Origin of the sequence: Marinactinospora thermotolerans DSM 45154, assembly GCF_900167435.1 — a bacterium.
In the GTDB taxonomy this organism is placed as follows: domain Bacteria; phylum Actinomycetota; class Actinomycetes; order Streptosporangiales; family Streptosporangiaceae; genus Marinactinospora; species Marinactinospora thermotolerans.
Genome location: NZ_FUWS01000001.1, coordinates 515,303 through 538,972 on the forward strand (window position 1 = coordinate 515,303; position 23,670 = coordinate 538,972).

General features: G+C 72.6%; 11 protein-coding genes. All 11 read right to left on the reverse strand.

Annotated elements, in window-relative coordinates:
* Nucleotides 1-458: 458 nt before the first annotated feature.
* Nucleotides 459-1,256 (reverse strand): thioesterase II family protein, encoded by a 798-nt coding sequence (locus tag B5D66_RS02220; RefSeq protein ID WP_159457201.1) that lies wholly within the window; start codon nucleotides 1,254-1,256, stop codon nucleotides 459-461.
* Nucleotides 1,247-2,737, reverse strand: coding sequence for a condensation domain-containing protein (locus B5D66_RS02225; RefSeq protein WP_078759852.1), 1,491 nt, complete (start codon nucleotides 2,735-2,737; stop codon nucleotides 1,247-1,249). The genes B5D66_RS02220 and B5D66_RS02225 overlap by 10 nt, the downstream gene beginning before the upstream one ends.
* Nucleotides 2,734-11,940 (reverse strand): hybrid non-ribosomal peptide synthetase/type I polyketide synthase, encoded by a 9,207-nt coding sequence (locus tag B5D66_RS02230; protein WP_078759853.1) that lies wholly within the window; start codon nucleotides 11,938-11,940, stop codon nucleotides 2,734-2,736. Before B5D66_RS02230 ends, B5D66_RS02225 begins: the two co-directional genes overlap by 4 nt.
* Nucleotides 11,937-15,845 carry an AMP-binding protein gene (locus B5D66_RS02235; protein WP_235000650.1) on the reverse strand — a complete coding sequence of 1,303 codons (3,909 nt, stop codon included), beginning with the start codon at nucleotides 15,843-15,845 and terminating at the stop codon, nucleotides 11,937-11,939. Before B5D66_RS02235 ends, B5D66_RS02230 begins: the two co-directional genes overlap by 4 nt.
* Nucleotides 15,846-15,928: 83 nt before the next feature.
* Nucleotides 15,929-17,212 carry an MFS transporter gene (locus B5D66_RS02240; RefSeq protein WP_078759855.1) on the reverse strand — a complete coding sequence of 428 codons (1,284 nt, stop codon included), beginning with the start codon at nucleotides 17,210-17,212 and terminating at the stop codon, nucleotides 15,929-15,931.
* A 905-nt stretch (nucleotides 17,213-18,117) separates the two neighbouring features.
* Nucleotides 18,118-18,621 (reverse strand): 2-thiouracil desulfurase family protein, encoded by a 504-nt coding sequence (locus B5D66_RS02245; RefSeq protein ID WP_078759856.1) that lies wholly within the window; start codon nucleotides 18,619-18,621, stop codon nucleotides 18,118-18,120.
* 88 nt (nucleotides 18,622-18,709) lie between these two features.
* Nucleotides 18,710-20,140 (reverse strand): ribosome biogenesis GTPase Der, encoded by a 1,431-nt coding sequence (der, locus tag B5D66_RS02250; protein WP_078759857.1) that lies wholly within the window; start codon nucleotides 20,138-20,140, stop codon nucleotides 18,710-18,712.
* Nucleotides 20,141-20,242: 102 nt separating this feature from the next.
* The gene (cmk, locus tag B5D66_RS02255; RefSeq protein ID WP_078759858.1) at nucleotides 20,243-20,941 is read right to left on the reverse strand and encodes a (d)CMP kinase; all 699 of its coding nucleotides are present in this window, start codon (nucleotides 20,939-20,941) and stop codon (nucleotides 20,243-20,245) included.
* 35 nt (nucleotides 20,942-20,976) lie between these two features.
* The gene (locus B5D66_RS02260; protein ID WP_078759859.1) at nucleotides 20,977-22,137 is read right to left on the reverse strand and encodes a prephenate dehydrogenase; all 1,161 of its coding nucleotides are present in this window, start codon (nucleotides 22,135-22,137) and stop codon (nucleotides 20,977-20,979) included.
* Between the two features lie 140 nt (nucleotides 22,138-22,277).
* Nucleotides 22,278-22,640, reverse strand: coding sequence for a chorismate mutase (gene aroH / locus B5D66_RS02265; protein WP_078759860.1), 363 nt, complete (start codon nucleotides 22,638-22,640; stop codon nucleotides 22,278-22,280).
* Between the two features lie 33 nt (nucleotides 22,641-22,673).
* Nucleotides 22,674-23,670 (reverse strand): pseudouridine synthase (locus B5D66_RS02270; RefSeq protein ID WP_144290682.1); only part of this gene is annotated, 997 nt, incomplete at its 5' end.

The window sequence follows — 23,670 nt, forward strand, 5'->3', positions numbered from 1 at the left end:
GCGGCCCGCTCGCCCGGCGAAGGGGCCGTGCGGCCCTGCGGGCCGCCCTCGGAGGTGTCGACGGCGATCCTCGACGGTGGGGGAGGTCCACGCGGGGAACGGGCGGTACCACGCGGCGTGGTGAACGCGCCGGCAGCAGCCCGCTGGTCGCGGACGGCGGTGACCTGACCGACGGGACGCCCGTTCGGGCGGGGCCGGGTGTCGTCGCACACCTCCCCACGGTAGTCGACCACGTTGTGCACCGGTCCCGGCACCGGACCACGGCGGGCGGGGAACCGACACCATGGATGTCGGCCTGGCTCGGGGATCGGCGGACGTGCCGGCCTCGGGAACGGTCTCGCCCGTTCGTGGAGCGGGAGGCCGGTGGGCGGGGGACGGCCCGCCGTGCGGGCCTCGGCGCCCTCGGCCCGCCCGTCCACGGTCCGGACCGGCCGGCGCGCGCGAGGCATGGAAGAAGGTCATTCCCGGTCCGGCGCCATCGCCTCTCCCACCCTCGGGGTCGCCCGCCGGCCGGCGGGCGGCCCGGACGGCGCGTCCCCCGCGCGGAGGATCCGCGCCAGCACCTCCCGTCTCGTCGCGTGCAGGTGGAAATGGCCGCCGGGGAGCTCGACGAACTCGAACGCCGCTCGCGTCACCTCCCGCCACCCGCGGACCTCGGCGGCAAAGAACAGCGGGTCGGCGGCACCGTGGAAGGCCGTGACGGGGGTCCGCAGGAGGGGATCGCCGGCGAACTCGTAGGTCTCGCACGACCGCAGGTCCCCGCGCAGGATCGGCACCAGAGAGGAGTCCGGGCAGGCGCCGAGCGCCCCGTCGGAGAGGACGTCGAGATGGGCCGCCAGCTCGGCGTCGGGGGCGAGGTGGAACTGCCGTCGCCCCATCGGCAGCTGCGGAGCGCGGTAGCTGGAGACGAACAGGTGCCGCGGCCCGGCGTCCAGGTCCTCGAAGACCCGGGCCAGCTCGAAGGCGATCAGCGCTCCCATGCTGTGGCCGAAGAGCACGAAGGGTCCGCGCAGGCGCTCCAGGAGCGGGTCCACCAGGGCTTCGGCCACGTCCGGGATCGTCGCCGGCGCCGGCCCGCCCCGCAGCGCGCCCCGGCCGGGCGGGCGGGCGGACAGCAGCTCCACGCCCGAGGGGAGCAGCGCGGCCCAGTCCAGGAAGGGCGGCGCGAGGCTTCCCGCGTAGGGCAGGCAGACGAGGTGCAGACGCGGGTCGGAGGCGTCACCCGCCGAGTGCCAGGGGTCGTGTGTCAGCGCCACTCCGTCACCTTCCTGTCCGGATCCTTGAGGAGCCCTTCCAGCAGGGCGCGGTAGCGCCCCACCCACGACTCGACCGTCGCGGTGGACAGGAAGTCGGTGGACAGCTCCCACAGGACTCGCAGCCCGTTGTCGGGGACGACCAGCGCCCCCAGATCCGACCGGGCCCCGGGAATGGGCACCTCCTCCACCTCGACGCGCAGGTCGGGCAGTTCCAGGCCACCGGGATCGGCGGGGTTGAGGACGAACCAGGACTGGGCGTAGCGGTCCCCGCCGGGCCGGTCCTGGAACCGGAGCAGTTCGCGCATGAGCGGCAGGGGCAGCGCCTGGTGGTCGAGAGCGCCCGCGACGGTCCGGCCCACCGCGCGCACGGTCTCGTCGGCCGTGCGCGCGGGGTCGAAGCCGAGCCGGAGAGGAAAGGAGGTCACGAGCATGCCGACCAGGCCCTCCAGCTCGCCGCGGTCGCGGTTGGCCGAGTTGCCGTTGAGCACGACCTCGTGGCGGCCGGTCAGGTCGGCGAGCAGCCGCCCGAAGGCGGTCAACAGCACCGTGTAGAGCGTCACCCGCCGCGACCTGGCGTACTCCTCCAGGCGGTCGGTCAGCGACGGCTCGATCGCCATCGTGACCACCGCGCCCGCCCCGGAGAGCCGGTCGGGTCTGGGCCGGTCGCCGGGCAGGGGCAGGGAGAGGTCGGCGCCGGCGAGCTGGCGCCGCCAGTAGTCCGCCAGCCGCTCCCCCTCAGCCCCCTGGAGCTGGCGCCGCTGCCATCTGGCGTAGTCGACGAGCCGGGTCCGCGGCGGGGGCAGGGAGGGCGCGCGTCCACGGACCGTGGCGGTGTACAACCGGGCGAGGTCGTTCAGCACGACGGCGACCGAGACGGCGTCGGTGATCATGTGGTGCTGGACCAGCATGAGCACCCACTCCCGCTCCCCCACCCGGGCCAGGGGGAGGCGGACGAGCGGTCCGGCGTCGATCTCGAACGGTTCCTGCGCGGTGGCCTGGCACCACTCCTCGACGCGCTGCGGCGCGGCCTCCCGGCCGTTCGCGGGCCGCAGGTCGACGAGGACGGGGCGGATCGGGGTTGTGGCAAGGACCTCCTGGACGAGGCCGCCGGCGTACCTGCGGAAGCGGGTGCGCAGCACGTCGTGGCGTTCGGCCAGGAGTTCGGCCGCCCGTTCCAGGGCTGTGACGTCGAGCCCGCCCGACAGGTTCAGGCGGTAGGAGACGTTCCAGGTCGCCGGATTCTCGGTGAGGGCGTGCCGGTCGGCGAGGTGGCGTTGCATCCAGGTCGCCGGGCCGCTCGACCACGGGGCCGTCTCCTCCCGGGCGACCCACTCGAGCAGGGCGTCCCGGTGCCGGCGCAGCGCGGTCATCACGGTGTCGGTGAGCGCCCCCTCGGGGGCGTCGAAGGCCAGCCGTCCGTCCCGCTCGGCGAGGCGGACGTCCTCTTCCCGCAGGTACAGCAGGAGTTCGTCGAGGTTCACAGCACCCCCTGGACCCGCGTGGCCGGGCGGAGGTCCCCGTCGGTCCGCTCGCGGCCCTGGTCCGCGAGCGCCGCCATGTCGCGGATGGTCGGCCGCTGGAAGAACTCGGTGAGGGTGACCTGCACGCCCAGTTCGTCGCGGACCCTGTTGAGCAGGCCGACCGCCTGCAACGAGTGCCCGCCGACCTCGAAGAACGAGCGGTCCGGCCCGATCCCCGACACTCCCAGGTGGCTCTCCCAGATCTTCCTGAGCCGTCCGATGCGCTCCCCCTCGGAGGCGACGCCCTCGTCCTCCGCGGGTGCGGGCGCGGGCAGCGCCCCGCGGTCGACCTTCCCGTTGACGTTCGTCGGCAACGCGTCGGGGAACGCCCAGGCGCGCGGGATCATGTAGTGCGGAAGCCGCTCGCGCAGCAGCGCGGCCACCCGCTCCCCCGCGGTCTGCGGGTCGAGGCCGGCGTCCTCGGCGAGGACGACGTGGGCGGCGAGATAGGTCCCGCCGTCTGCGTCCTCGTGGGCCAGGACCACGGCCTGGCGGACCGCGTCCAGGCCGTTGAGCGCGTGTTCGACCTCTCCGGGTTCCACCCGCCAGCCGCGGATCTTCACCTGACCGTCGTCTCGGCCCAGGTATTCGAGCGTCCCATCGGCGCGCCACCGCCCCAGGTCGCCGGTCCGGTACATGCGCCGTCCCGCTCCGGGCGCGAAGGGGTCCTCGCCGAACGCCCGCCCGGTCTCCTCGGGACGGTCGCGGTAGCCGCGCGCCACCCCGGCCCCGCAGACATGGATCGTGCCGACCGCGCCGACCGGCACCGGCCGCCGCGCCTGGTCGAGGAGGTGGATGGTGGTGCCCGAGATCGGGCGCCCGACCGGTGGCACCCGGTCGTCGAGATCGTCCACCCGGTGCGAGGTGACGACGTGGGTCTCGGTCGGCCCGTACTCGTTGTACAGGGCGCAGTCGGGGTTGGCCGCGAGGAAGCGCCGCACCGTCTCGGTGAGGGTCAGCCGCTCCGCCGTGTTGATCACCTCGCGCAGGGCGGGGGCGGGCCCGTCCGCGAGCAGGGCCTCCAGCAGGTACTGGAGCGGGGTGAAGGGCATGATGACCCGTTCGACCCCGTGGGCCCGCACCACGCGCGCCAGCGCGGGCGGGTCGAAGCGCTGTTCCTCGGTGACGAGGACGAGGGTTCCGCCGGAGGCCAGCGTCGTGAAGATCTCCTGGCTGGCCACGTCGAAGCCGCAGGAGGCGAACTGGAGCGTCCGGGCGGGCGCATGGGCGCGCAGGTACCAGTCCACCAGGTTGGCCAGGCCCCGATGGGGCATCTCCACGCCCTTGGGGCGTCCCGTCGAACCTGAGGTGTACAGGCAGTACAGCAGGTTGTCGGGGGTGGTCACGCAGTCGAGGTCGCCGTCGTCGATCCCCTCCGCCTCGGCCCCGGCCGGCTCGTCGACGCGCAGGACGGTGACCCCCTCGGGGGCCGTCGCCGCCGTCTCCCCCTCGGTGAGGAGCACCCGGGCGCCGCTGTCGGCGAGCATGAACGCCAGCCGTTCCTCCCCCTGGAGGGGGTCCAGCGGCAGGTAGGCGCCGCCGGCCTTGGCCACGGCCAGGAGCGCGGCGATGAGCCGGGGGGAGCGGGCGAGCCGCACGCCCACCCGGTCGTCGGGGGCGACCCCCGCGGCGCGCAGCCGTCGGGCCAGCCGGTTGGCGGCCGCGTTGAGCTCGCGGTAGGTGAGGTCGCCGGCCACGCCGACGACGGCGGTGCGGTCGGGGTGCTCGGCGGCCCGGCGTTCGACGAGCAGGTGCGGGCACGGCGGCTCGGGCCGGGGTTCGCCCGCGCCCCACTCCAGCAGCAGCCTCCGGTCCTGCCGGCTCACCCCGCCCAGGTGGGACAGCCGCTCGTCGGGGTCCTGGACCGCGGCGGCCAGGACGTCGTGGAGGTAGTCGGCGATCCGTCCGATGGTGGGCTCGTCGAAGACGTCCGCGTTGTACTCGATCTGGCAGTGGATGCCCTCGGGCAGGTTGGCCAGGTACAGGGTGAGGTCGAACGGCGCCCGGTCCACGCCCACGTCGAGCAGCCGCGCCTGGACCCCGGGGAGGTCGAACTCGAAGATCGCCTCGTTTTCGAATTCGACCATGACCTGGAAGATCGGGCTGCGGCCGGGGTCCCGTTCGGGGTTGACCCGCCTGACCACCTCCTCGAACGGCGCGTCGTCGTGCTCGTAGGCGTCCAGCAGGGTGTCCTTCACCCGGCCGAGCAGTTCGCGGAAGGACAGGTCCCCCGACAGGTCGAGCCGCAGCGCGAGGGTGTTGGCGAAGAAGCCGACGACGTCCTCCGTGCCCTCCGGGCGGCCCGCGATCGGGGTGCCCACCAGGATGTCGTCCTGGCCGCTGAAGCGGTGCAGGACGGCCCCCAGACCCGCCACGAGCGTCATGAACAGGGTGGCCCTCTGTGAGCGGGACAGCGCCCGCAGCCGCTGCGACAGCTCCTCGGGCAGCACGCGGAACAGGGACCGGCCCGGCGATACCGGGAGCGGGGGGCGGGGACGGTCGAGGGGAAGCCGCAGCTCGGGGAGGGGGCCCGCGAGCCGCTCCGCCCAGTAGCGCAGGCTCGCCTCCGCCGCTCCCTGCGCCACGGCCTCGCGCTGCTCCCGGGCGAAGCGGACGTAGGTCATGCGCGGGTCGGGAAGGTCCACCGCGCGTCCCTCGGCCCCGGCCCGGTAGGCCTCGGTGATCTCCCGGGTCAAGACCAGGGCCGAGACGGTGTCGACGATGATGTGGTGCATCGCCAGGACCAGGACGTGGTGGTCGTCCGCGAACCGCAGGATCCGCGCCCGCAGCAGCGGCCCCTCCTCCAGGTCGAAGGGGCGGCGCCCCTCCTCCGCGACCGCCTCCGCCACGGCCCCGTCCACGTCGGCGTCGGCGAGGTCGCGCAGCTGGCATTCCAGGTCCACGTGGCCCAGGACGACCTGGCGGGGTTCGCCGTCCACCTCCCGGAACACCGTCCGCAGCGCCGGGTGGCGTTCGACCACGTAGCGCAGCGCGGAACGCAGCCCGGGCACGTCGAGCCGGCCGCGCAGGTCGATCGCCTTGGCCTCGGTGTAGGTGGGGCGCCCGGGCAGGAGCCGGTCGAGGAACCAGATCCGCTGCTGGGCGAACGACAGCGGGGCCACGTCCGTCACCTTCGGCCCGCCCCGCGCCACCTCCGCCAGGGGCCTGGCGGAGGTGGCCGCGCCGCCCTCCTGGTAGCGCCTGCGCACCCTGTCCAGTTCGGGCAGTCCGCGCAGCACCTCGTGCGGGGGCAGGCCGAAGTCGACGAAGGCCGCGATCTCGTCGACGCCCGCGTCCAGCAGCGCCTCCACCACGGGGGCGCAGCTGTCCGCGGTGCCGATGAGGGCCCGGCTCTCGCAGTAGCGTTCGAAGGCCATGCCGAGCATGAAGTCGACGTCCTCCTCCGGTGTGTTCTCCAGATCGATGGAGAACCCGAGGCTGTTCGTCGTCTGCCCGAACAGCGACAGGGAGGAGCGCAGGTAACGGCAGAACGGGTCGCGGGCGGCGGCCCTGGCCTGCTCGACGTCGTGACCGAGGTAGGTGTGCACCAGCACGGTGACCCGGCCCGTGTGGGGGTCGTGCCCGTGCTCGGCCCGCGCCGACCGGTACCGGGCGACGTTGTCGGCGAGCTGCTCGATCGACTGCCCCATCAGGTTGGTCACGACGTCGAGCCCGTGTTCGGCCGCCATGCGGTAGCTGTCGGGGTTGCCGACGATGGCCACGGACATCGGCAGCTCCGGCTGGACCGGACGGGGGTGGAGGCCGACGTCGACGCGTTCGCCCGTCCCCGACCGGCCGGTGACCTTCTCGCCCCGCCACAGCCGCCTGACCGTCTCGATCTGCTCGTACATCACCTCCTTGTGGCGGCCGTAGCGCTCGGGGAAGAAGACGAAGTCGTTGGCGTGCCAGCCGCTGGCGCAGCCCAGTCCGACACGGCCCTTGGACAGGTTGTCGACGAGGGACCACTCCTCGGCCACCCGGATCGGGTTGTGCAGGGGCAGCACCACGCTGCCCGAGTTCAGGCGGATGCGCGTGGTCTGCGTGGCCAGTGACGCCGCCAGGACCGAGGGGTTGGGGAAGATGCCGCCGAAGGAGTGGAAGTGCCGTTCCGGCAGCCAGACCGCGTGGAAGCCGTGGTCGTCACCGAACTTGGCGCAGTCCTGGATCAACTGGTAGGCGGCCTCGCGGGACACCTCCTCGGGGTAGTCGCCGAAGAAGTAGATGCTGAAGTCGGGGGCGGCGGTGCGCCTGGGCTCGACCCGCGCCGCGGGGGCGGAGGGGGCGGGCCGTGACGCGCTCGGCGCGGTGGCCTGCGCGGCGGCGGGCCGCGCCCCGGCGGCCAGGACGGGTCGTTGGGACGGGAACAGGCCGCCCCGGCGCATCTCGCGCAGCGACGTCTGCACCGCTCGGACGATGTGGTCGACGTCCTCGTCGGTGTGCGCGGTGGACAGGAAGAAATTGCGCCACTCCCACACGTACACGCCGTTGAGCAGGAGGTGGTGGAAGAACAGCTCCATGTTCCCCCGGTACTCGAACCGGAACTGGGAGCCGAAGTGCGCCACGCGGACGGGGTACTCCTCCTCCTCGAAGAAGGCGTTCAACGTCGTGGCGAGCCCCTGGGTGCGGGCGTTGAGCCGCTCCTGCAACTGCGGGCTGTGCGTCTCCAGATGGCTGAGCACGGCGCGGGCCACGCTCATCGCCAACGGATGCTGGGTGTAGGTGCCGCCGAAGAAGGTGGTCTCCGCCGGCGGGAAGCTGTCGTCGCCGTAGCGCCAGTATCCGCCGTCGACGCCGTCCATGATGGCGGCCCGGCCGGCGATGGCCCCGATCGGGAAGCCGCCGCCGAGGGCCTTGCCATAGGTGGCCAGGTCCGGTTCGACCCCGAAGAAGCCCCGGGCGCCCTGGAGGTGGGGGCGGAAACCGGTGAGCATCTCGTCGAAGAGGAGCACGCTGCCGTGCCTGCGGGTCACCTCGCGCAGCTCGCGGACGAAGGTCTCGGGCTGGAGGGAGGGGTTGCGGCTCTGGACCGGTTCGACCATGACGGCGGCGATCTGCGGCCCCAGCTGGTCGATGACGCGCAGGCTCTCCGCGGCGCCGTACTCCAGCACGATCACCTCGCTGACCGCGCTGTCGGGGATCCCGCTGGAGACCGGGACGCTCCGCAGGCCGTCCCCGTCGCGGACGCTGCGCGCCAATAGAGAGTCGATGTGGCCGTGGTAGGAGCCCTCGAACATCACGATCTTGTGCCGGCCGGTGTAGGCCCGGGCCAGGCGGATGGCCGCGGAGTTGGCCTCGGTCCCCGAGGTGGCGAACGCGGCGCGGTCCGTCCCGGTGAGCCGGGTCAGGAGTTCGGCGGCCTCGCCGGTCTCCACGTTCCTCGGCCCGATCCGCAGACCGCCGTCCAGGTGCCTGCGGATGGCCTCGTTGACGAAATCCGGTTCGTGGCCGAACAGCAGGATGCCGAACCCCATGGTGATGTCGACGTAGCGGTTGCCGTCGACGTCCTCGATCCAGGATCCCCGCGCCCTCCTGGCCGCCAGCGGGTAGAGCATCTCCTTGGTGGCGCTGCGGAAGCCCACGACCGACCGGCTGTCGGCCAGGGCGCCCCGGTGACGTTGGGCGATGTCCTTCGACGTGCGTGTCGCCGTCTCGTACCTGTGGACGAGGTCGTCGAGGTGGCGCCGCTGCTCGGGGGAGGAGCGCCCGGTCACCATGCCCGAGCCGCGGCCGACCGCCACCCTGGGGCCGTGGGCGCGGGGCTGTTGCCCTGGCGGGGGCGTCGCGGCCGTTTCGGCGGCGCTGTGGGCGGTGTCGGCGGGCCGTTCCGTCCGCGCCTCCTGGGCCGCGCTCGGCTGGCTCCCCCCTGCCCTGGCCAGCGCGAGCTGGTCGGCCATCACCCCCGAGAGCTGACGCATCACGCTCAACTGCTGGCTGATGATGCGTTCGATTCCGCCGTCCGCGTCCGCGGGCGGGGCGGGCGGATCGTGGGCGATGCTGCCGGGCGCGCCCGCCACGGGCGCCGGCGCGGCGGGGGCCGGGGCGGGGAGGACCGGCGCGGGCGGGGGAACGGGTCCGGCTGGGGCCGGCGGGGCGGTGTCTCGGCTCGGCTGCGTCGGCGCGGGGGCCGCGGTCTCGACGGGTTCGGGGCGGGGATCGTTCCGGGCGATCAACCGCTCCGCCTCGTCGGGAGAGAGCCGGTCGATCACGGCCTCGGCGAGCCGTTGGGCGCTGTCCGCGGACTCGAACAGCTCGCGCATGGAGACACGGACGGAGAACGCCTGCTCGACGTCGCGCAGCATGTTGACCATGCCGAGCGAGTCGGCCCCCAGGTCGATGAAGGCGTCCTCCGCCGCCACCTGGTCCGTCTCCATGCCGAAGTGGTGGGCGGCGCGTTCGCGCACCACCCCGAGGACGTGCTCGTGGAGACGGTCCGCGGCGGCGTGGTCGTTGCTCGTCATGTCCATCCCTGTGGCCGTCGGTTCGCTGGTCGTCGCCGAAGCGTCCGGGGCGGGCCCGGCGGGTCGTCCCCCCGCCATCGGTCCGATCCAGTGGCTTTCACGTTGGAAGGGGTAGGCGGGGACCCGCCCGCGCACGACGCCGGGGGGCACGAGGTTTCCCCAGCGCACGGGCACCCCGGCGGCGTGCAACCGCGCGAGGGCGGCGCGGATGTCTTGTGCCGGAGAGACCTCGGGCCCGTGCGAGGAGACGAAGACGGACCCCGGTCTCTCCCCGCGGCCGATCCCGGTCAGGACCGCCCCCGGGCCGATCTCCAGGAACACGCCCGCCCCGGTGGGGCCGGCGTCACGCAGGGCCAGGTCGAAACGCGCCGTCTCCCGGATCTGGCGGCACAGGTAGTCGGCGTCGATGACGTCACCGGCCTCCAGCCTGCGCCCGCCGAGGTTGCTGGAGAAGCGGCGGCGCAGGGGGGACAGGCGCACGTCCTGGGCGTGCTCGGCGAACAGGTCCACCACCGGGTCCATCGACGCGGTGTGAAAGGCCCGGCCGGCGGCGAGCCTGCGCGCGTGCACCCCGCGTCGGGCCAGGTCCTCGGCGAGCGCGTCGACCCCGCCGGCGGCCCCTCCCACGACGTGCTGGCCGGCCCCGTTGACCACGCAGACCTCCAGGCCGGGATGGCGGGTCAGCGCCTCCTCGACCACGGTCGGGTCCGCGAAGACGGCGAGCATGCCGCCCTCCTCGGCGACCTCCTGCATGAGTCGGCCGCGGACGGCCGCCAGGTGGAGCCCGTCCTCCAGGGAGAACGCCCCCGCGGCCCACAGCGCGGCGTACTCCCCGGCGCTGTGGCCGACCACGTGGGAGGGGCGGACCCCCAGGTCGTCCCAGAGCCGGGTGAGGGCCGCCTGGTAGGCGAAGAGCGCGGGCTGGAGGAGGTCGGTCGTCCACTGGTCGGGCCCCTCGCCGTCGACCAGAACCGAGCGCAGTCCCTCGCCCCACGTCTCGCGGTACGTCGCGTCGCACTCGTCCAGCACCGCGCGGAATCCGGGGTGACCGTGGTAGAGGGCGCGCGCCATACCGGGCGCGTGCGGCCCCTGCCCCGAGTAGAGGAAGACGGGCGCGTCGGCTCCCGGCGTTGTCCCATCACCGGTCATGGCGCGACCGGAGCGCGCTCCTTCGCGGTGCTCCCCCGAGGCGTACCCGTCCAGGGCGGCGGCGAGCTCGGCGGGCGAGGACCCGGTGACCGCCAGCCGGTGGCGCATGGGCCTGGCGTTGGTCACCGCGGCGGCGAACAGCGCGCCGGGATCGGCGCCGTCGCGCAGCCGGTCGCGGTACCCTCCGGCGAGCCGGGCCAGCGCGTCCGGGGTGTGGGCCGACAACGGCAGGACCCCCGGCCCGGCCCACCGGGGTGACGTGTTGGTCGGGGGCTCTTGGAGCACCACGTGGGCGTTGGTTCCGCCGACCCCCAGGGAGCACACGCCGGCGCGGCGCGGGCGGGCGGATTCGGGCCAGGCGATGGTCTGCTCGCTGATGCGGAACGGGGTCTGCTCCAGGCGCAGGTCGGGGTTGACCTCGCCGAGGTTGATCTGGCCGGGGATCCTCCCGTGTCTGACCGCGAGGGCCGCCTTGATCAACCCCGCCATCCCGGCGCAGCTGTCCAGGTGGCCGATGTTGGCTTTGACCGACCCCAGGTAGCAGTACCCGGTGCGGTCGGTGGCCGACCGGTAGGCCTGGGTGAGGCCCTGGACCTCGATGGGGTCGCCCAACGCGGTCCCCGTACCGTGGGCCTCGACGTAGCCGATGTCGTCGGGGTGGACCCCCGCCCTGGCCAGGGCGTCGTGGACCACCCTGGCCTGGCCGGTGACGCTGGGCGCGGTGTAGCCGACCTTCGCGGACCCGTCGTTGTTGACCGCGGTCCCCAGCACGACGGCGTGGATCGGGTCGCGGTCGGCGACCGCCGCGTCCAAGGGTTTGACCACGATGGCGGCGACCCCGCTGCCGCCGACCGTCCCGTCGGCGGCGGCGCTGAAGGGGCGGCACACACCGGTGCGGGAGAGAATGGACCCCTCCGTGTAGCGGTATCCGCCGTCTTGGGGGATGGAGATCGCCGCGGCCCCGACCACCGCCATGTCGGCGTCGCCCTGCGCGATCGCCTGCGCCGCCAGGTGGAGGGCGACCAGGGAGGTCGAGCACGCGGTCTGCACCCCGACGGCCGGGCCGGTCAGCCCGAGGCGGAAGGAGACACGTGTGCTCAGGAAGTCCGGCTGGTTGCCGATGGCCGTGCGCAGCCCGGACACGGGGTCGTCGTCGGCGCCGGCCGGGAGCTGGGTGAGCAGATAGGAGCGCTGCGGGTAGAGGTTCATCCCGCTGCCGGCGAACACCCCGATCCGCGTTCCCGCGGGCTCGGTGGGGTATCCGGCGTCCTCCAGGGCGTGGTAGCAGGTCTGCAGGAAGAGCCGGTGTTGCGGGTCGGTGAGCCGGGCCTCCATCGGGGTCATGCCGAAGAACGCGGCGTCGAACTCGTCGATGCCTTCGAGCCGGCCGCCGGCCCCCACGTGGTCGGGCGTGGGCTCGGCGGGTTCGACGTCGGTGATCGCGCTGACGCCCCGGCACAGGTTGTCCCAGTAGCGGGAGAGGTCCTCGGCGCCGGGGAAGCGGCCCGCCATCCCGATGATGGCCAGGGGGGCGACGGGGTTCTTGTCCTCGCTCATCTCCCACCTCGCCCGTTGGTGGCGGCCCCGGCCGCGAGGTGGCCGGCCAGCGCGTTGATGGTGGGGTACTCGAAGATGGTGGTGCGGGGGATCTCCCGCCCCAGGGCGGTCTCCAGCCGCGCGTGCACCTGCAGGATCTGGAGGGAGCCGATGCCGAGCTCGTAGAACCGCCGGTCCCGTTCCAGCGGACCCGCCACCACGCCGGCGAACACCTCCTCGACGAGGCGGACGGTCTCCTCGTCGGCGGTGGGCGCGGGGTCGGTGTCCGGCCGGACCTCCCGGCCGCGGGGACTCGGTGTCACATCGGCGCGGACGCCGAAGGCGTCGGTGAGGGCGGGGAGGTCGAGGTCGGCCCGGTCGGCCACCACCACCGGCCGTTCCAGCGCCAGCCGCTCGTCGCCGTCCACCAGGTGGCGCATCGCCTCGGCCGCCGGGTTGACCCCGGCCAGGTAGGTGCCGCCGGGGTGGCGTAGCACCATCCGGGTGAGCAGACGCCCCTCCTCGGCGGTGAGGGTCACCAGCCCCTTCTGCCGGGCCGCCACCGCGTAGGGGTTGCCCCTGTTCAGACCGGTGTCGTCCCACGACCCCCACAGCACGCTGTGCACGGGGACGTCGGTGTGCGCCGCCAGATGGCCGCACAGGGCGTCGGCGAGGCCGCTGGCGGCGCTGTAGCCGCCGTAGCCGAGGGAGGGGAAGCGGCCCAGCAGCGAGGAGAAGACGACGAGGTGGCAGTCCGCGCGCTCCCTGGCGATCATCGCCAGGTTCCAGGTCCCCCACGCCTTCACGCTCAGGGCCTCCCACCAGGAGGCGGCGGTCTCCTCGTCGAGGAGCCGGAACCGGTACCCCTGTTCCGCCAGGTGGAGGACGCCCGTCAACGGGCCGCCCCACTCCGTCTCGGCGTCCTCGACCGCCTTGCGCAGCCCGGCCATGTCGCAGACGTCGACGGGGCGGTGGCGCAGGCGCCCCTCCTCGTGGGCGGTGACGCTGCGGCCGACCACCAGGAAGCGCGCGTCGTAGCGCCGGGCCAGATCGTCCAGCAGCACCGTCCCGATCCCGCCGGCTCCCCCGGCGACCAGGTAGCGTCCGCCTCGCCGCAGCGCGTCGCGCGGCTCCGTGCGCTCTTTGACCGGGGACAGGGCCAGGCCGTGGGGCCGGCCGTCACGCCAGGCGATCTCGGCCGCGTCGGCGCGCAATCCCATCGCGGAACGCAGCGCGGCGGCGTCGGCGTCGGGGTCGTCTCCAGGCAGGTCGACGTGGAGGGCGCGCAGGTGGGGGGTCTCCGCGGCGAGCACGGCCGCCACGACCGGGGTGAGACCCGCGGGGAAGCACACCTGTTCCGCGCCGGTGATCCGGTGCAACTGCCGGCTGACCGTGACGAGCCTGGCTCCCCGTTCCTCCGCCAACGGTGACAGGGCGCGGGCCGCGGACAGCAGGAACCAGCCGCAGCGTCGCAGGGCCTCCTCGACGGCCTCCTCGGCGCCGTCCAGATCGGGGACGGGAAGGTAGCCCCACAGGTGGACCAGCGTCGTCCAGCGCAGACCGGCATCGGACAGCCGGGCGCGCAGGAGCGACCAGTCGGCGTCGGAGTCGGGGTTGACGACGTAGCCGTCCGGGCGCTCCTCGAACCCTGCGCCCGCCCAGACCAGGACGTCCCCGTCGGAGCGGTCCAGCCGCTCGGCCACCCCCATGTCGTCGGCGAGGATGACGCGCGGTCCCGGTGCCGGCGTCCGGGGGATGGCGGGAAGCGGAAGCCAGCGGGGACGGTGGAGGCAGTCGGGGACGGTCACCGGGGCCGTGCCCGCGTCGCCGTAGTCGCCCCGGAGGATACGGGCGACCAGTTCGGAACGTTGGATCTTGCCGCTGGAGGTGCGTGGAAGCTCGGCCTCGGCCAGGGGGATGACGCGGGCGGCCAGGACCCGGAACCGGGACGCGACGACCTCGACGATCCGGCGGCGCGTCTCCTCCCCGGTGGTGGCGGCGGACGGGTCGGGGACGTAGAGGACCGCGAGGGACTCGCTGCCGGTGGTCTCGTCGGGGACCCCGCAGGCCGCGACGAGCCCGTTGGAGACGCCGTCCACCTCGCCACAGGCGTCCTCGATGTCGTGGCAGTAGAAGTTGGCGCCGTTGATGACGATCTGTTCCTTGGCGCGTCCGGCGATGACGAGTTCCCCGTCGAGGACGAACGCCAGGTCCCCGGTCTCGAACCAGCCGTCTTCGGTGAAGACGGCCGCGTTCACCTCGGGGGCGTTCAGGTAGCCGGGGGTGACCCGGCCCGACCGTGCCTGGAGCCTGCCGATCACCCTCTCGGTCGTGACGCGCCCGTCGTCGTCGACGATCCGGAACCGCGCCCCCGGCGCGGGCGACCCCATGTTGGTGAACTCCACGGTGTCACCGTCGAAGTCCGCGTCCACCAACCGCAGGACACCGCCCAGGGAGTCCGTGGCCACGAGCAGCGAGCTGCGCTCCTCGGAGACGAACTTGAAGACGATCCCGGTCGCGGTCTCGGCCATCCCCCACGAGAACACCATCGCGTCGGGCCTGAGCCCGAAACCGGAGGTCGCCCCCAGGAACTTGCGGACCACCGGCATCGTGCACTGCTCGCCGCCGTTGAGCAGGGTGTTCACCGAGGAGAGGTCCCAGCTCCGGCCGGGCGCCGCCGCGAGGGCGTCTTCCAGCATCTTGTAGCCGAAGTTCGGCGACCAGGAGTGGTGCACCCCGTACCTGTCCAGCGCGTCCAGCCAGCGCAGCGGGTCCTCGGCGATGTAGGCGGTGGGGGCGTGGATCCCGGTGCAGCCGAGGACCACGTCACGCAGGTGGAACATGACCAGGGGGACGACATGGTCCAAGGGGAGCCAGTTGAAGGTGACGTCCCCCGCCGACACACGGTTGCGTTCCCGGCAGCCGATCGCCATCTCGATCACCGCGCGGTGGGTGATCTGGATGATCTTCGGCTGGCCGGTGCTCCCCGAGGAGAGCTGGAGGACCGCCACATCGTCCGGCGCCGCCCCATGGACGTCCTCACTCGGTTCGTCCTCGCTCAGCTCCGCGACGGTGAGGATGTCGTCGGCGCTGGGACCGGAGGAGCCGGGAAAGGCCCCGGCGAGGGCGGTGGCCCCGGCCGCGCCGGTGATGATGGGCGCCTGGAGCCTGCGCCAGACGCCCGCCAGCTTCTCCAGTTCGGGGCTGTCCTCGGCGTAGGAGGAGGGTGGGGTGATCGTCACGGAGCGGATGCCGCCCAGGAGGCAGCCCCACAGCACGGGAAAGTACTCCGCCAGGTCGTCGATCTGGAGGATGGCGTGGCTGCCGGGGGTCAGTCCGCGGCTGCGCAGCCCCCCCAGAACGCGTTTGGCGCGGTCGAGCAGGACGGCGGAGGGCAGGAGTTCGTCCCGGTCGCGGCCGATGACCCGCACCCCCGTCGCGGGGTGTGAGGTGGGAAGGGAGAGCAACGCCTCGGTGACGGTGCGGGGGTCGTCCTCGGCCGGACGGAGTTCCGCGCCCGCGATGAGCGCCGGCCGAAGGGTCTGCTCCCTCCCGGCCGGGAGGGAGGGCCCCGCGTCGGGTCGGGGATCTGGTTTCGGGGCGTCCAGGTCCGCGGGGGTGAAGCGGCCCGGCTCCGTGTCGACCGGACGCAGTTCGACCTCGGGGGCGACCGCGGGGAAGGCGGTCGTGAGCTCCCTCTCATAGGAACGGAGGAGGCCGGGGGTGAGCACCGGAACGGATTCCAGCGCCTTCAGGTCGGGATCGCCCTCGGCCGTCCTCGGAATCCGTCTCACCAGGACGACCGCTGTCGTCCCGGCCCGGAGCAAGGCGGCGCTCACTCTTCTGCGGACCTTCGCGGGATCGGCCCCAAGGCTCGGCACCGCGTAGGCCACCAGTGGACCGGTGCCACCGGATCGGCGGTCCACCACCACACCATCGGCCACTACATCGGATGACAGGATCTTTTCCGTAAGCTCAGGTCTGATGACGACCATGGGGGTACCACCTCTTACTCCTGGGGACCCGACTCGATCCCGGCTCTTTTCTCAGCCGTCTTCGTCTGCCTTCTCCCCCTGGCCGCGAACAGGGAGAAACCGATGAACGCGAGCGCGGCGGCGATCGCGAGACCATGCAGGGAACCGACCACGAGGGGCGGCGCCCAGATTTCCAGAAGGAGGGAACTGATGATCATCCCGACGCCCAGCCCGCCCATTTCGAGGAGGGAGGAGAAACCGAACACCGCTCCCCGCTGCTCCTCGGCCACCGCCTGCAGGCGTGTGTTATAGGCGATCTCCGTGTAACCGTCGGCGAGTCCGGCGCAGGCCGCGATCAGGACGAGCAGGTAGAGGGGAACCCCGGTGAAGGAGAGGATGAAGAACAACGACATCAGGCAGGTGCCGACGACGAATCCCTTTTCCCCACCGGATGCCCCCGACGAGTCGATCCTCTTTCCGAACAGGCGGTAGGAACTCAGACTGCCGACCGCCCACGCCGTCCAGAATCCGCTGACGAACCAGGCCGGGTTCTCGGGATACTCCAGCGAGGCGAAGATCGGGATGCCGATGTTGTGCGACGCGGATCCGAAGGCATCCAGGCCACGGACCGCGAGCATGAACAGCAGTGCGGGAAAGGCCGACACCGCGGCCAGGGCCAGCCGTTGATCGGTCCAGAAACCGGAGCGCGACGACCGCGCCGGCGCGCCGTCTCCCCCGCCCCCGGGAGCGCGGAACCGCAGGGGGACGGTGAGCAGCACCAGGGCCGAGACCGCGAAGGTCGACGCGGTGATGAGGAAGGCGGCGTCATAACCGATGAACGCCACGACGACACCGGCCGAGGCGAACCCCAGGGTCATCGCGGTCGAGCGGCCGGTGACGAGGTAGCCGTTGGCGCGGACGCGCTGTTCCTCCCCGACCATGGCGGGGATGCTGCTGCGCAGCAGCACGTTGGAGACCGTCCCGCCGAGTCCGAGGACGACCGCCAGGACGTAGACCAGCGTCTCCCGCGCGGCGGTCGGCGCCAGGAAGAGGGCGACCAGGGCCGCCGCCTGGGCCAGGTCGGCCCCCACCATGGCGGCGCGCCGGTTCACCCGGTTGGCGAGTCCGCCGACGGCCGGACCCGCGACGACGCTGACGATCAGGCGGAGCGCCATGAACAGCCCGGTGTCCAGCGCCCGCCCGGTGAGATGGAAAACGTACAGCCCGAGCGCCACCATGTTGAGGTAGGTGCCGAACGACGAGGCCGAATATCCGACCGTAAGCCAAATGAAATACGCGAATCTCGGCCGGTTTTCCATTCTCGCCTTTTCGCTTTATCGCCGAATCACGCTTGCCATGCTTTATTATGTATTGTACGAATAAACACAATAAGACATTGAGATGCTAGTAACGGCATGGAGCGACTGTCAAGGGCCTGTTTTCTCCACGATGCGCGCCACTACACATATGAGCGAACTTCGTGTTTGTCCGTCCCCATGCCGAAACTACGTCCACTTTCGAACCCTTCTCTTCCAACCTGGGCGTTATATCCGCTAAACCGAGGTGGCGCCCTATCCCGAATCAGAGCGGAAGGGCCGGCCAGCAGGATTCCCGCCGTCTCCGGCGGGGACGTCGGCCGCCAGGCTGACCGCTCCCCGGCCCGGTCCCGCTCCCCTCCCCCGCGCGCCGGCCGAAGACCGTCCCCGGACATCCACCCCGGACCGTGGGACCCAGGAAACGAGGCGAAACGGACCGGGGGAGCCGAGGGTCGAGACGGCCCCGCCCCGCCCGGTGATCCCGGGAAGCGGGACGCGGTCCCGTAGGGAAGGGAGCCGTCGCACGACAGGCGGGACGCCGCGGACCAGGGTGCGGCCCGGGCCGACGCGCGCCCAGGCCGCCCGGTCTTCACGGCCCCATCGATCGCACCGGCCCCGACGCCACGGCCGCCGGGCACGCGGGGAGCCGGCGCCCGCTGTCGCCTGACCGAGACGCCCCGGGTCCCGGCGCCGTTGCCCCGCCCACGAGACGGTCGACGGCCACGATCCGGCGCCCCTGGCCTTCGGCGAGAGGTCGGGCCGTACCGGCCGGCGGGCGGCCATCGTCATGGGCGGCTCCCGGCAAGCCGGGAATTCCAGATCGCCTGCACGCCGTTCGGCCGAGGCGGGAACGGCGTCGACGCGGATCGGTCTGGCGCGGTCCGGGGCCGCCCCCCGGACGGGCGGCGTCAGCCCTCCCCCGCCTCCAGGGCGCGCAGGTGGGCGTCGGCCGCGGGAAGATCCTCCTCGCTGAACACGGCGATGCCGTGGTCGCGCAGCACCTCGGTGGTGACGCCGCGTCCCGGCAGCGTGGCACCGGTGAAGGTGCCGTCGTAGACGCGCCCCGAACCGCAGGAGGGACTGCCCTCCTTGAGCACCGCCATGCGGACCCCGTGCCTGCGCGCCGCCGCCAAGGCCCCCGCGGCCCCGTTCAGGAAGGGCCGTGAGACATCGGCGCCGTCCGAGGTGAGGATACGGGCACCTCCCCGAAGGACCGTCGCGGCGTCGGCCCCCGGTTCGATCTCGGCGGGTGGGCGCGGCACCGGCAGGCCGCCGGCGACCTCCGGACAGTAGGAGACGAGGCGTCCCTCCGCGCGCCAACGCGCGAAGATCTCGTGCTCGGCCGTCTTGGCCCTGCCGTCGTAGCGCACCGCCTGGCCCATGAGGCAGGCGCTCACCAGGATCTTCTCCATGACACCCTCCAACCGGGGTTCGTGGGCGAGAACAGCCGTGGCCCGCCCCGGGTCACCGGTGCGGGCCACGTGCGCGCGACGGAGCGGGTCAGCGCTTCCAGTCGGAACGGACGCTGCCCTTGGAGGCCTTGAGGCTCCCCTTCTTCTCCCGGATCCGCATGCTCAGCTTGATGGGGCTTCCCTCGAAACCGAAGTCCTCACGGAGCCGGCGCTCGATGAAGCGGCGGTAGTTCTCCTCCAGGAACCCGGTCGTGAACAGGATGAAGTGCGGCGGTCGCACGTCGGCCTGGGTCGCGAACAGGATCTTGGGCTGACGGCCGCCGCGCACCGGCGGGGGCGTGGCCGCGACGAGCTCCTTGAGCCAGCTGTTGAGCCGCCCGGTGGAGATGCGCGTGTCCCAGCTGCCGAGGCTGGTCTCCAGAGCCGGAACGAGCTTTTCGACGTGGCGTCCGGTGCGCGCGGAGATGTTGACCCTCGGCGCCCAGGAGACCCGACCGAGCTGGCGGTCGATCTCCTTCTCCAGGTAGTAGCGGCGCTCCTCGTCGAGCAGGTCCCACTTGTTGAAGGCGAGGACCAGGGCCCGGCCCGACTCCACGACCTGCTCGATGACGCGGATGTCCTGGTCGGCCAGCGACTCGCTCACGTCGAGCAGCACGACGGCGACCTCGGCCCGTTCCAGGGCGGTGCCGGTGCGCATCGTCGCGTAGTAGTCGGCGCCCTGGAGCGCGCGGAAACGACGGCGGATCCCCGCGGTGTCGATGAACTTCCAGGTCTGGCCGCCGAGCTCGATGAGCTCGTCCACCGCGTCGCGGGTGGTGCCGGCGACCGAGTCGACCACCACGCGGTCCTCGCCCGCCAGGCGGTTGAGGAGGCTGGACTTGCCGACGTTGGGCCGCCCGATGAGGGCCACGCGGCGCGGCCCGCCCTCGTCGGTCTCCTCCTCTTCGCGCGGAGCCTCTTCGGGCAGCGCCGCGAGGACCGCGTCGAGCAGGTCGCCGGAACCGCGCCCGTGCAGGGCGCTGACAGGGTGGGGCTCACCGACGCCGAGGTTCCACAGTTCGAGCGCGTCGGCGTCCTGGAGGGGGCCGTCGACCTTGTTCGCGGCCAGCACGACGGGTCTCTTCGTCGAGCGCAGCACGCGGATGACCGCCTCGTCGGTGTCGGTGACACCGACGGTGGCGTCGACGACGAACAGGATGACGTCGGCGGCCTGCGCCGCGTACTCGGCCTGTCGGGCGACCATCGCGGCGAGACCGCTGACACTGGTCTCCCACCCGCCGGTGTCCACGAGGGTGAACTCGCGGCCCTGCCAGCTGGCGTCGTAGGCGACCCGGTCGCGGGTGACACCGGGGACGTCCTCGACGACCGCCTCGCGGCGGCCGATGATCCTGTTCACCAGGGAGGACTTGCCCACGTTGGGACGGCCGACGACGGCCACCACGGGCTTGGTCGCGACTTCCTCGCCGCCCTCGCCCTCGTGGGGCCCGGAGGCGGTGGAGAGGTCGGTGTTCTCACTCATCAGGTATGACTCCCGGTCGCAGGGTCCCCACGCGCCCAGGATGCGTGCCGTGGGGAATGTTGTCGCATGCCCTCGGGCACGTGTGTTCGGCGAAGGACCGTCTCAGACGGCGGCGCCCGCCTCGTCGGCGAGTTTGACGACGAGCGCGACGACCTCGTCCAGGGACAGTCCCGTGGAGTCGAGCTCCATCGCGTCGGCGGTCCGCGTCAGGGGCGAGACCGCGCGGTTGGAGTCGAGCCGGTCGCGGCGGGCCAGGGCCTCCCGGGTCGCCGCGACGTCGCTCGACCTGACCTCCCTGCTGCGCCGGTGCGCCCGCGCGTCGGCGCTGGCGGTCAGGAAGATCTTCACTGGGGCGTCGGGGGCGACGACGGTGGTGATGTCGCGTCCCTCGACGACGATGCCGGCGGCCTCGCGGCGCGCCTCGGCGATGATCTCGCGTTGCTGGGCGACGAGCCGCTCACGCACCGCGGGTACGGCGCTGACGGCGCTGACGTTGCCGGTGACCTCGTGGGTCCGAATCGCCTGGGCCACGTCGTGGCCGTCCACGTGGACGGTGGGGGCCGACGGATCGGTGCCCATGGTGATGACCGGACGCGATGACGCCTCCGCGACGGCTGCCGCGTCGTCGACATCGACCTGGTGTTCCAACATCCACCAGGTCATGGCCCGGTACATCGCCCCGGTGTCGAGATACCGCAGATCGCGCGCTCGAGCCACGCCCTTGGCCGTGCTGGACTTGCCCGACCCCGAGGGACCGTCGATGGCGATGACGATGCCCTCGTCGTGACCCTGCGCGCTCACGTCAGCTCTCTCCCCGGGTGGAGTTCCATCTCATCTCAACGACCCAGGTTAGCCGGTGGCGCGGTGTGGTCGGGACCGGAGAGGAGCGCGCTCTCCTCACGCGAAGGCCGGTCCAGCCGGTCGGGGTGGACCGACCACCCCTGGTCGGCCAGCGCCCGCGCCAGGGTGGCGACGCGCTCCGGCAGTACCGACAGCTGCGCCACGCCCACCGGGAGACCCGGCGAGTGGTCGATGCGGATGTCCTCGATGTTGACACCGGCCGTGCCCGCGGCGGCGAACAGCCGGCCCAGCGCGCCGGGTTCGTCGGGGATGACCACGGGCAGCACCGCGTAGCCGGGCGTGCGTCCGGCACCGTGCTTGCCCGGGATGCGCGCGTGTCCGTCCCGTCCGCGTTCGAGCAGGTCGAGCACTGTCGCCTCGGCCGTCCTCCCCGAGCGCAGCGCCCGGGCCACCGCGTCGAGGTCGGCGGCGATCCCGGCGAGCACCTCGGCGACCGGTCCCGGGTTGTGGCTGAGGATCTCCAGCCACAACCCCGGGTCGCCGCCGGCGACCCGGGTCACGTCACGGACGCCCTGCCCGGCCAACGCGAGGGCGGCCCCACCCCCCTCGACGAGTCGCGCGGCGACCGCCGAGGAGGCGACGTGGGGGGCGTGGGAGACCAGGGCCACGGCGCGGTCGTGCTCCTGCGCGTCGATCTCCAGCGGATCGGCCCCGCAGGATCGGGCCAGCTCGGCCACGGCCGCCACCGCCTCGGGGGTGGCCTTGCCGGTCGGGCACAGCGCCCAGGAGCGGCCGAGGAAGAGGTCGGCCCGGGCCGCGCTGGGCCCGTTCCGCTCGCTTCCCCCCATGGGGTGTGAGGGGACGAAGGTGGTGAGATCGCAGCCGAGCCGGACGGCCTCGGTCACGACGGCCTGCTTGACGCTGGCCACGTCGGTGTAGAAGCGGGCGAGGCCGCGGCTTTGGACGTCGCGCAGCAGCGCCGGGATCACCGCCGGCGGCGCGGCGACGACGGCGATGTCGGCGGGCCGTTCGTCCTTCCCCTCTTCGAGGGGGACCCCCGCGCCGAGCTCGCAGGCCAACCGCACCGTCGCGGGATCACGGTCGGCCAGGGCCACCTCGACCCCGCGCTCGCGCAGCGCCAGCGCGATGGACGTGCCGATCAATCCGGCACCCACCACCACCGCACGCTCGATCATCGTCGCCCGTCCCCCGTTCGTATTCCGGCCGATGTGGAGTTCTCCCAGCGTAGAGCAGGGGAAAAGAGGTGGATCCCGGGAACTTCGGAAAACACGAAGGAGGGGCGCGGTGTCACCACCGCGCCCCTCCACGCCGCCGGCTACTGGGCGATGTCCAAGCGCAGGACCTGGGCACCCCGCAGGTAGACGTGCTGGAGCTCGGCGCGCGGCCGCTCGGTCTCGACGTGGGCCATCAGGCGCACGACGCGCGGCAGGGCGCCGGGCACCGCGATCTCCGAGGCGCACATCAAGGGAACGTCGGAGAAGCCGAGCTTGCGCGCGGCCAGCGCGGGGAACTCCGAGGTCAGGTCCGGAGTCGCGGTGAACAGCACGCTGATCACGTCATCGGTGGTCAGCCCGTTCCGTTGCATGACCTCCGTGACCAGTTCCGCGGTGGCCTCCAAGACGAGCTCGCGCTCGTCGGACTCCACCTGGACCGCTCCCCGAATCGCTCTTACCGCCACTGTCGTCCTCCGCTTCCGCCGGTTGACCGGCCCTTACATCCCTGCGGCAGTGTAGAGCTCGCTGATCTCCTTGGGGGTCAGCGCCCTCATTGTCCCCGGCTTCAGGGTGTTGAGTCCCACCGGCCCGACCTGGGTACGGGCGAGGTCGGAAACCGGGTGTCCCACCGCGTCGAGCAGGCGCCGCACGATGTGCTTGCGCCCCTCGTGCAGCCTGATCTCGACCAGCGCCTTGGGCTCGGCGTCGTCGACGACGCGGAAGGAGTCCACCTCGACGAAACCGTCCTCCAGCTCGACCCCGGCCCGCACCTGCCGGATGACCTCCCTGGGCACCGGGCCGGGAACCTTCGCGATGTAGGTCTTGATGACCTTGTAGCGCGGGTGGGTGAGCCGGTTGGCGAGTTCACCGTCGTTGGTGAGCAGGATCAGCCCCTCGGTCTCGGTGTCGAGCCGACCGACGTGGAAGAGCCGCTCCTCGGTCTGGCCGGCGTAGTCGGCGAGGGTGGGCCGCCCCTCGGGGTCCGACATGGTGCTGACGACGCCACGAGGCTTGTTCAGCGCGTAGTAGAGCAGGTCGGGGGCGGTGGCCACCCGCATCCCGTCAACGCGGATCTCGGACTTCTCCGGGTCCACGCGGGCGCCGAAGCGGCGCACGACCTGACCGTCGACCGACACACGGCCGTCCGCGATCAGCTCCTCACAGGCGCGCCGGCTGGCGACGCCGGCCTGGGCGAGCGCCTTTTGCAGCCGGATGCCACCGGGAACGTCGGCGTAGGTGTCGCGGGCCTCGTCGGGACGGTCCTCGTCCTGGGGGTCGAACTCCTCACGCAGGATGCGCAGCCGTGCCCGGGCCGCGGCGGAGAGGTCCCGCTCGGCGGAGCGGGCGGCACGCGCCGGCCGGTCGGCCCGTCCATGCTCGGGGGCGGAGCGTCGTTCGTCACGGCCGCGGTGCGGGGCGCCACGACGGTCATCACGGTCCCGGAACGAACCACGCTCATCGCGGCCACGACCGAACGAACCACGACGATCATCA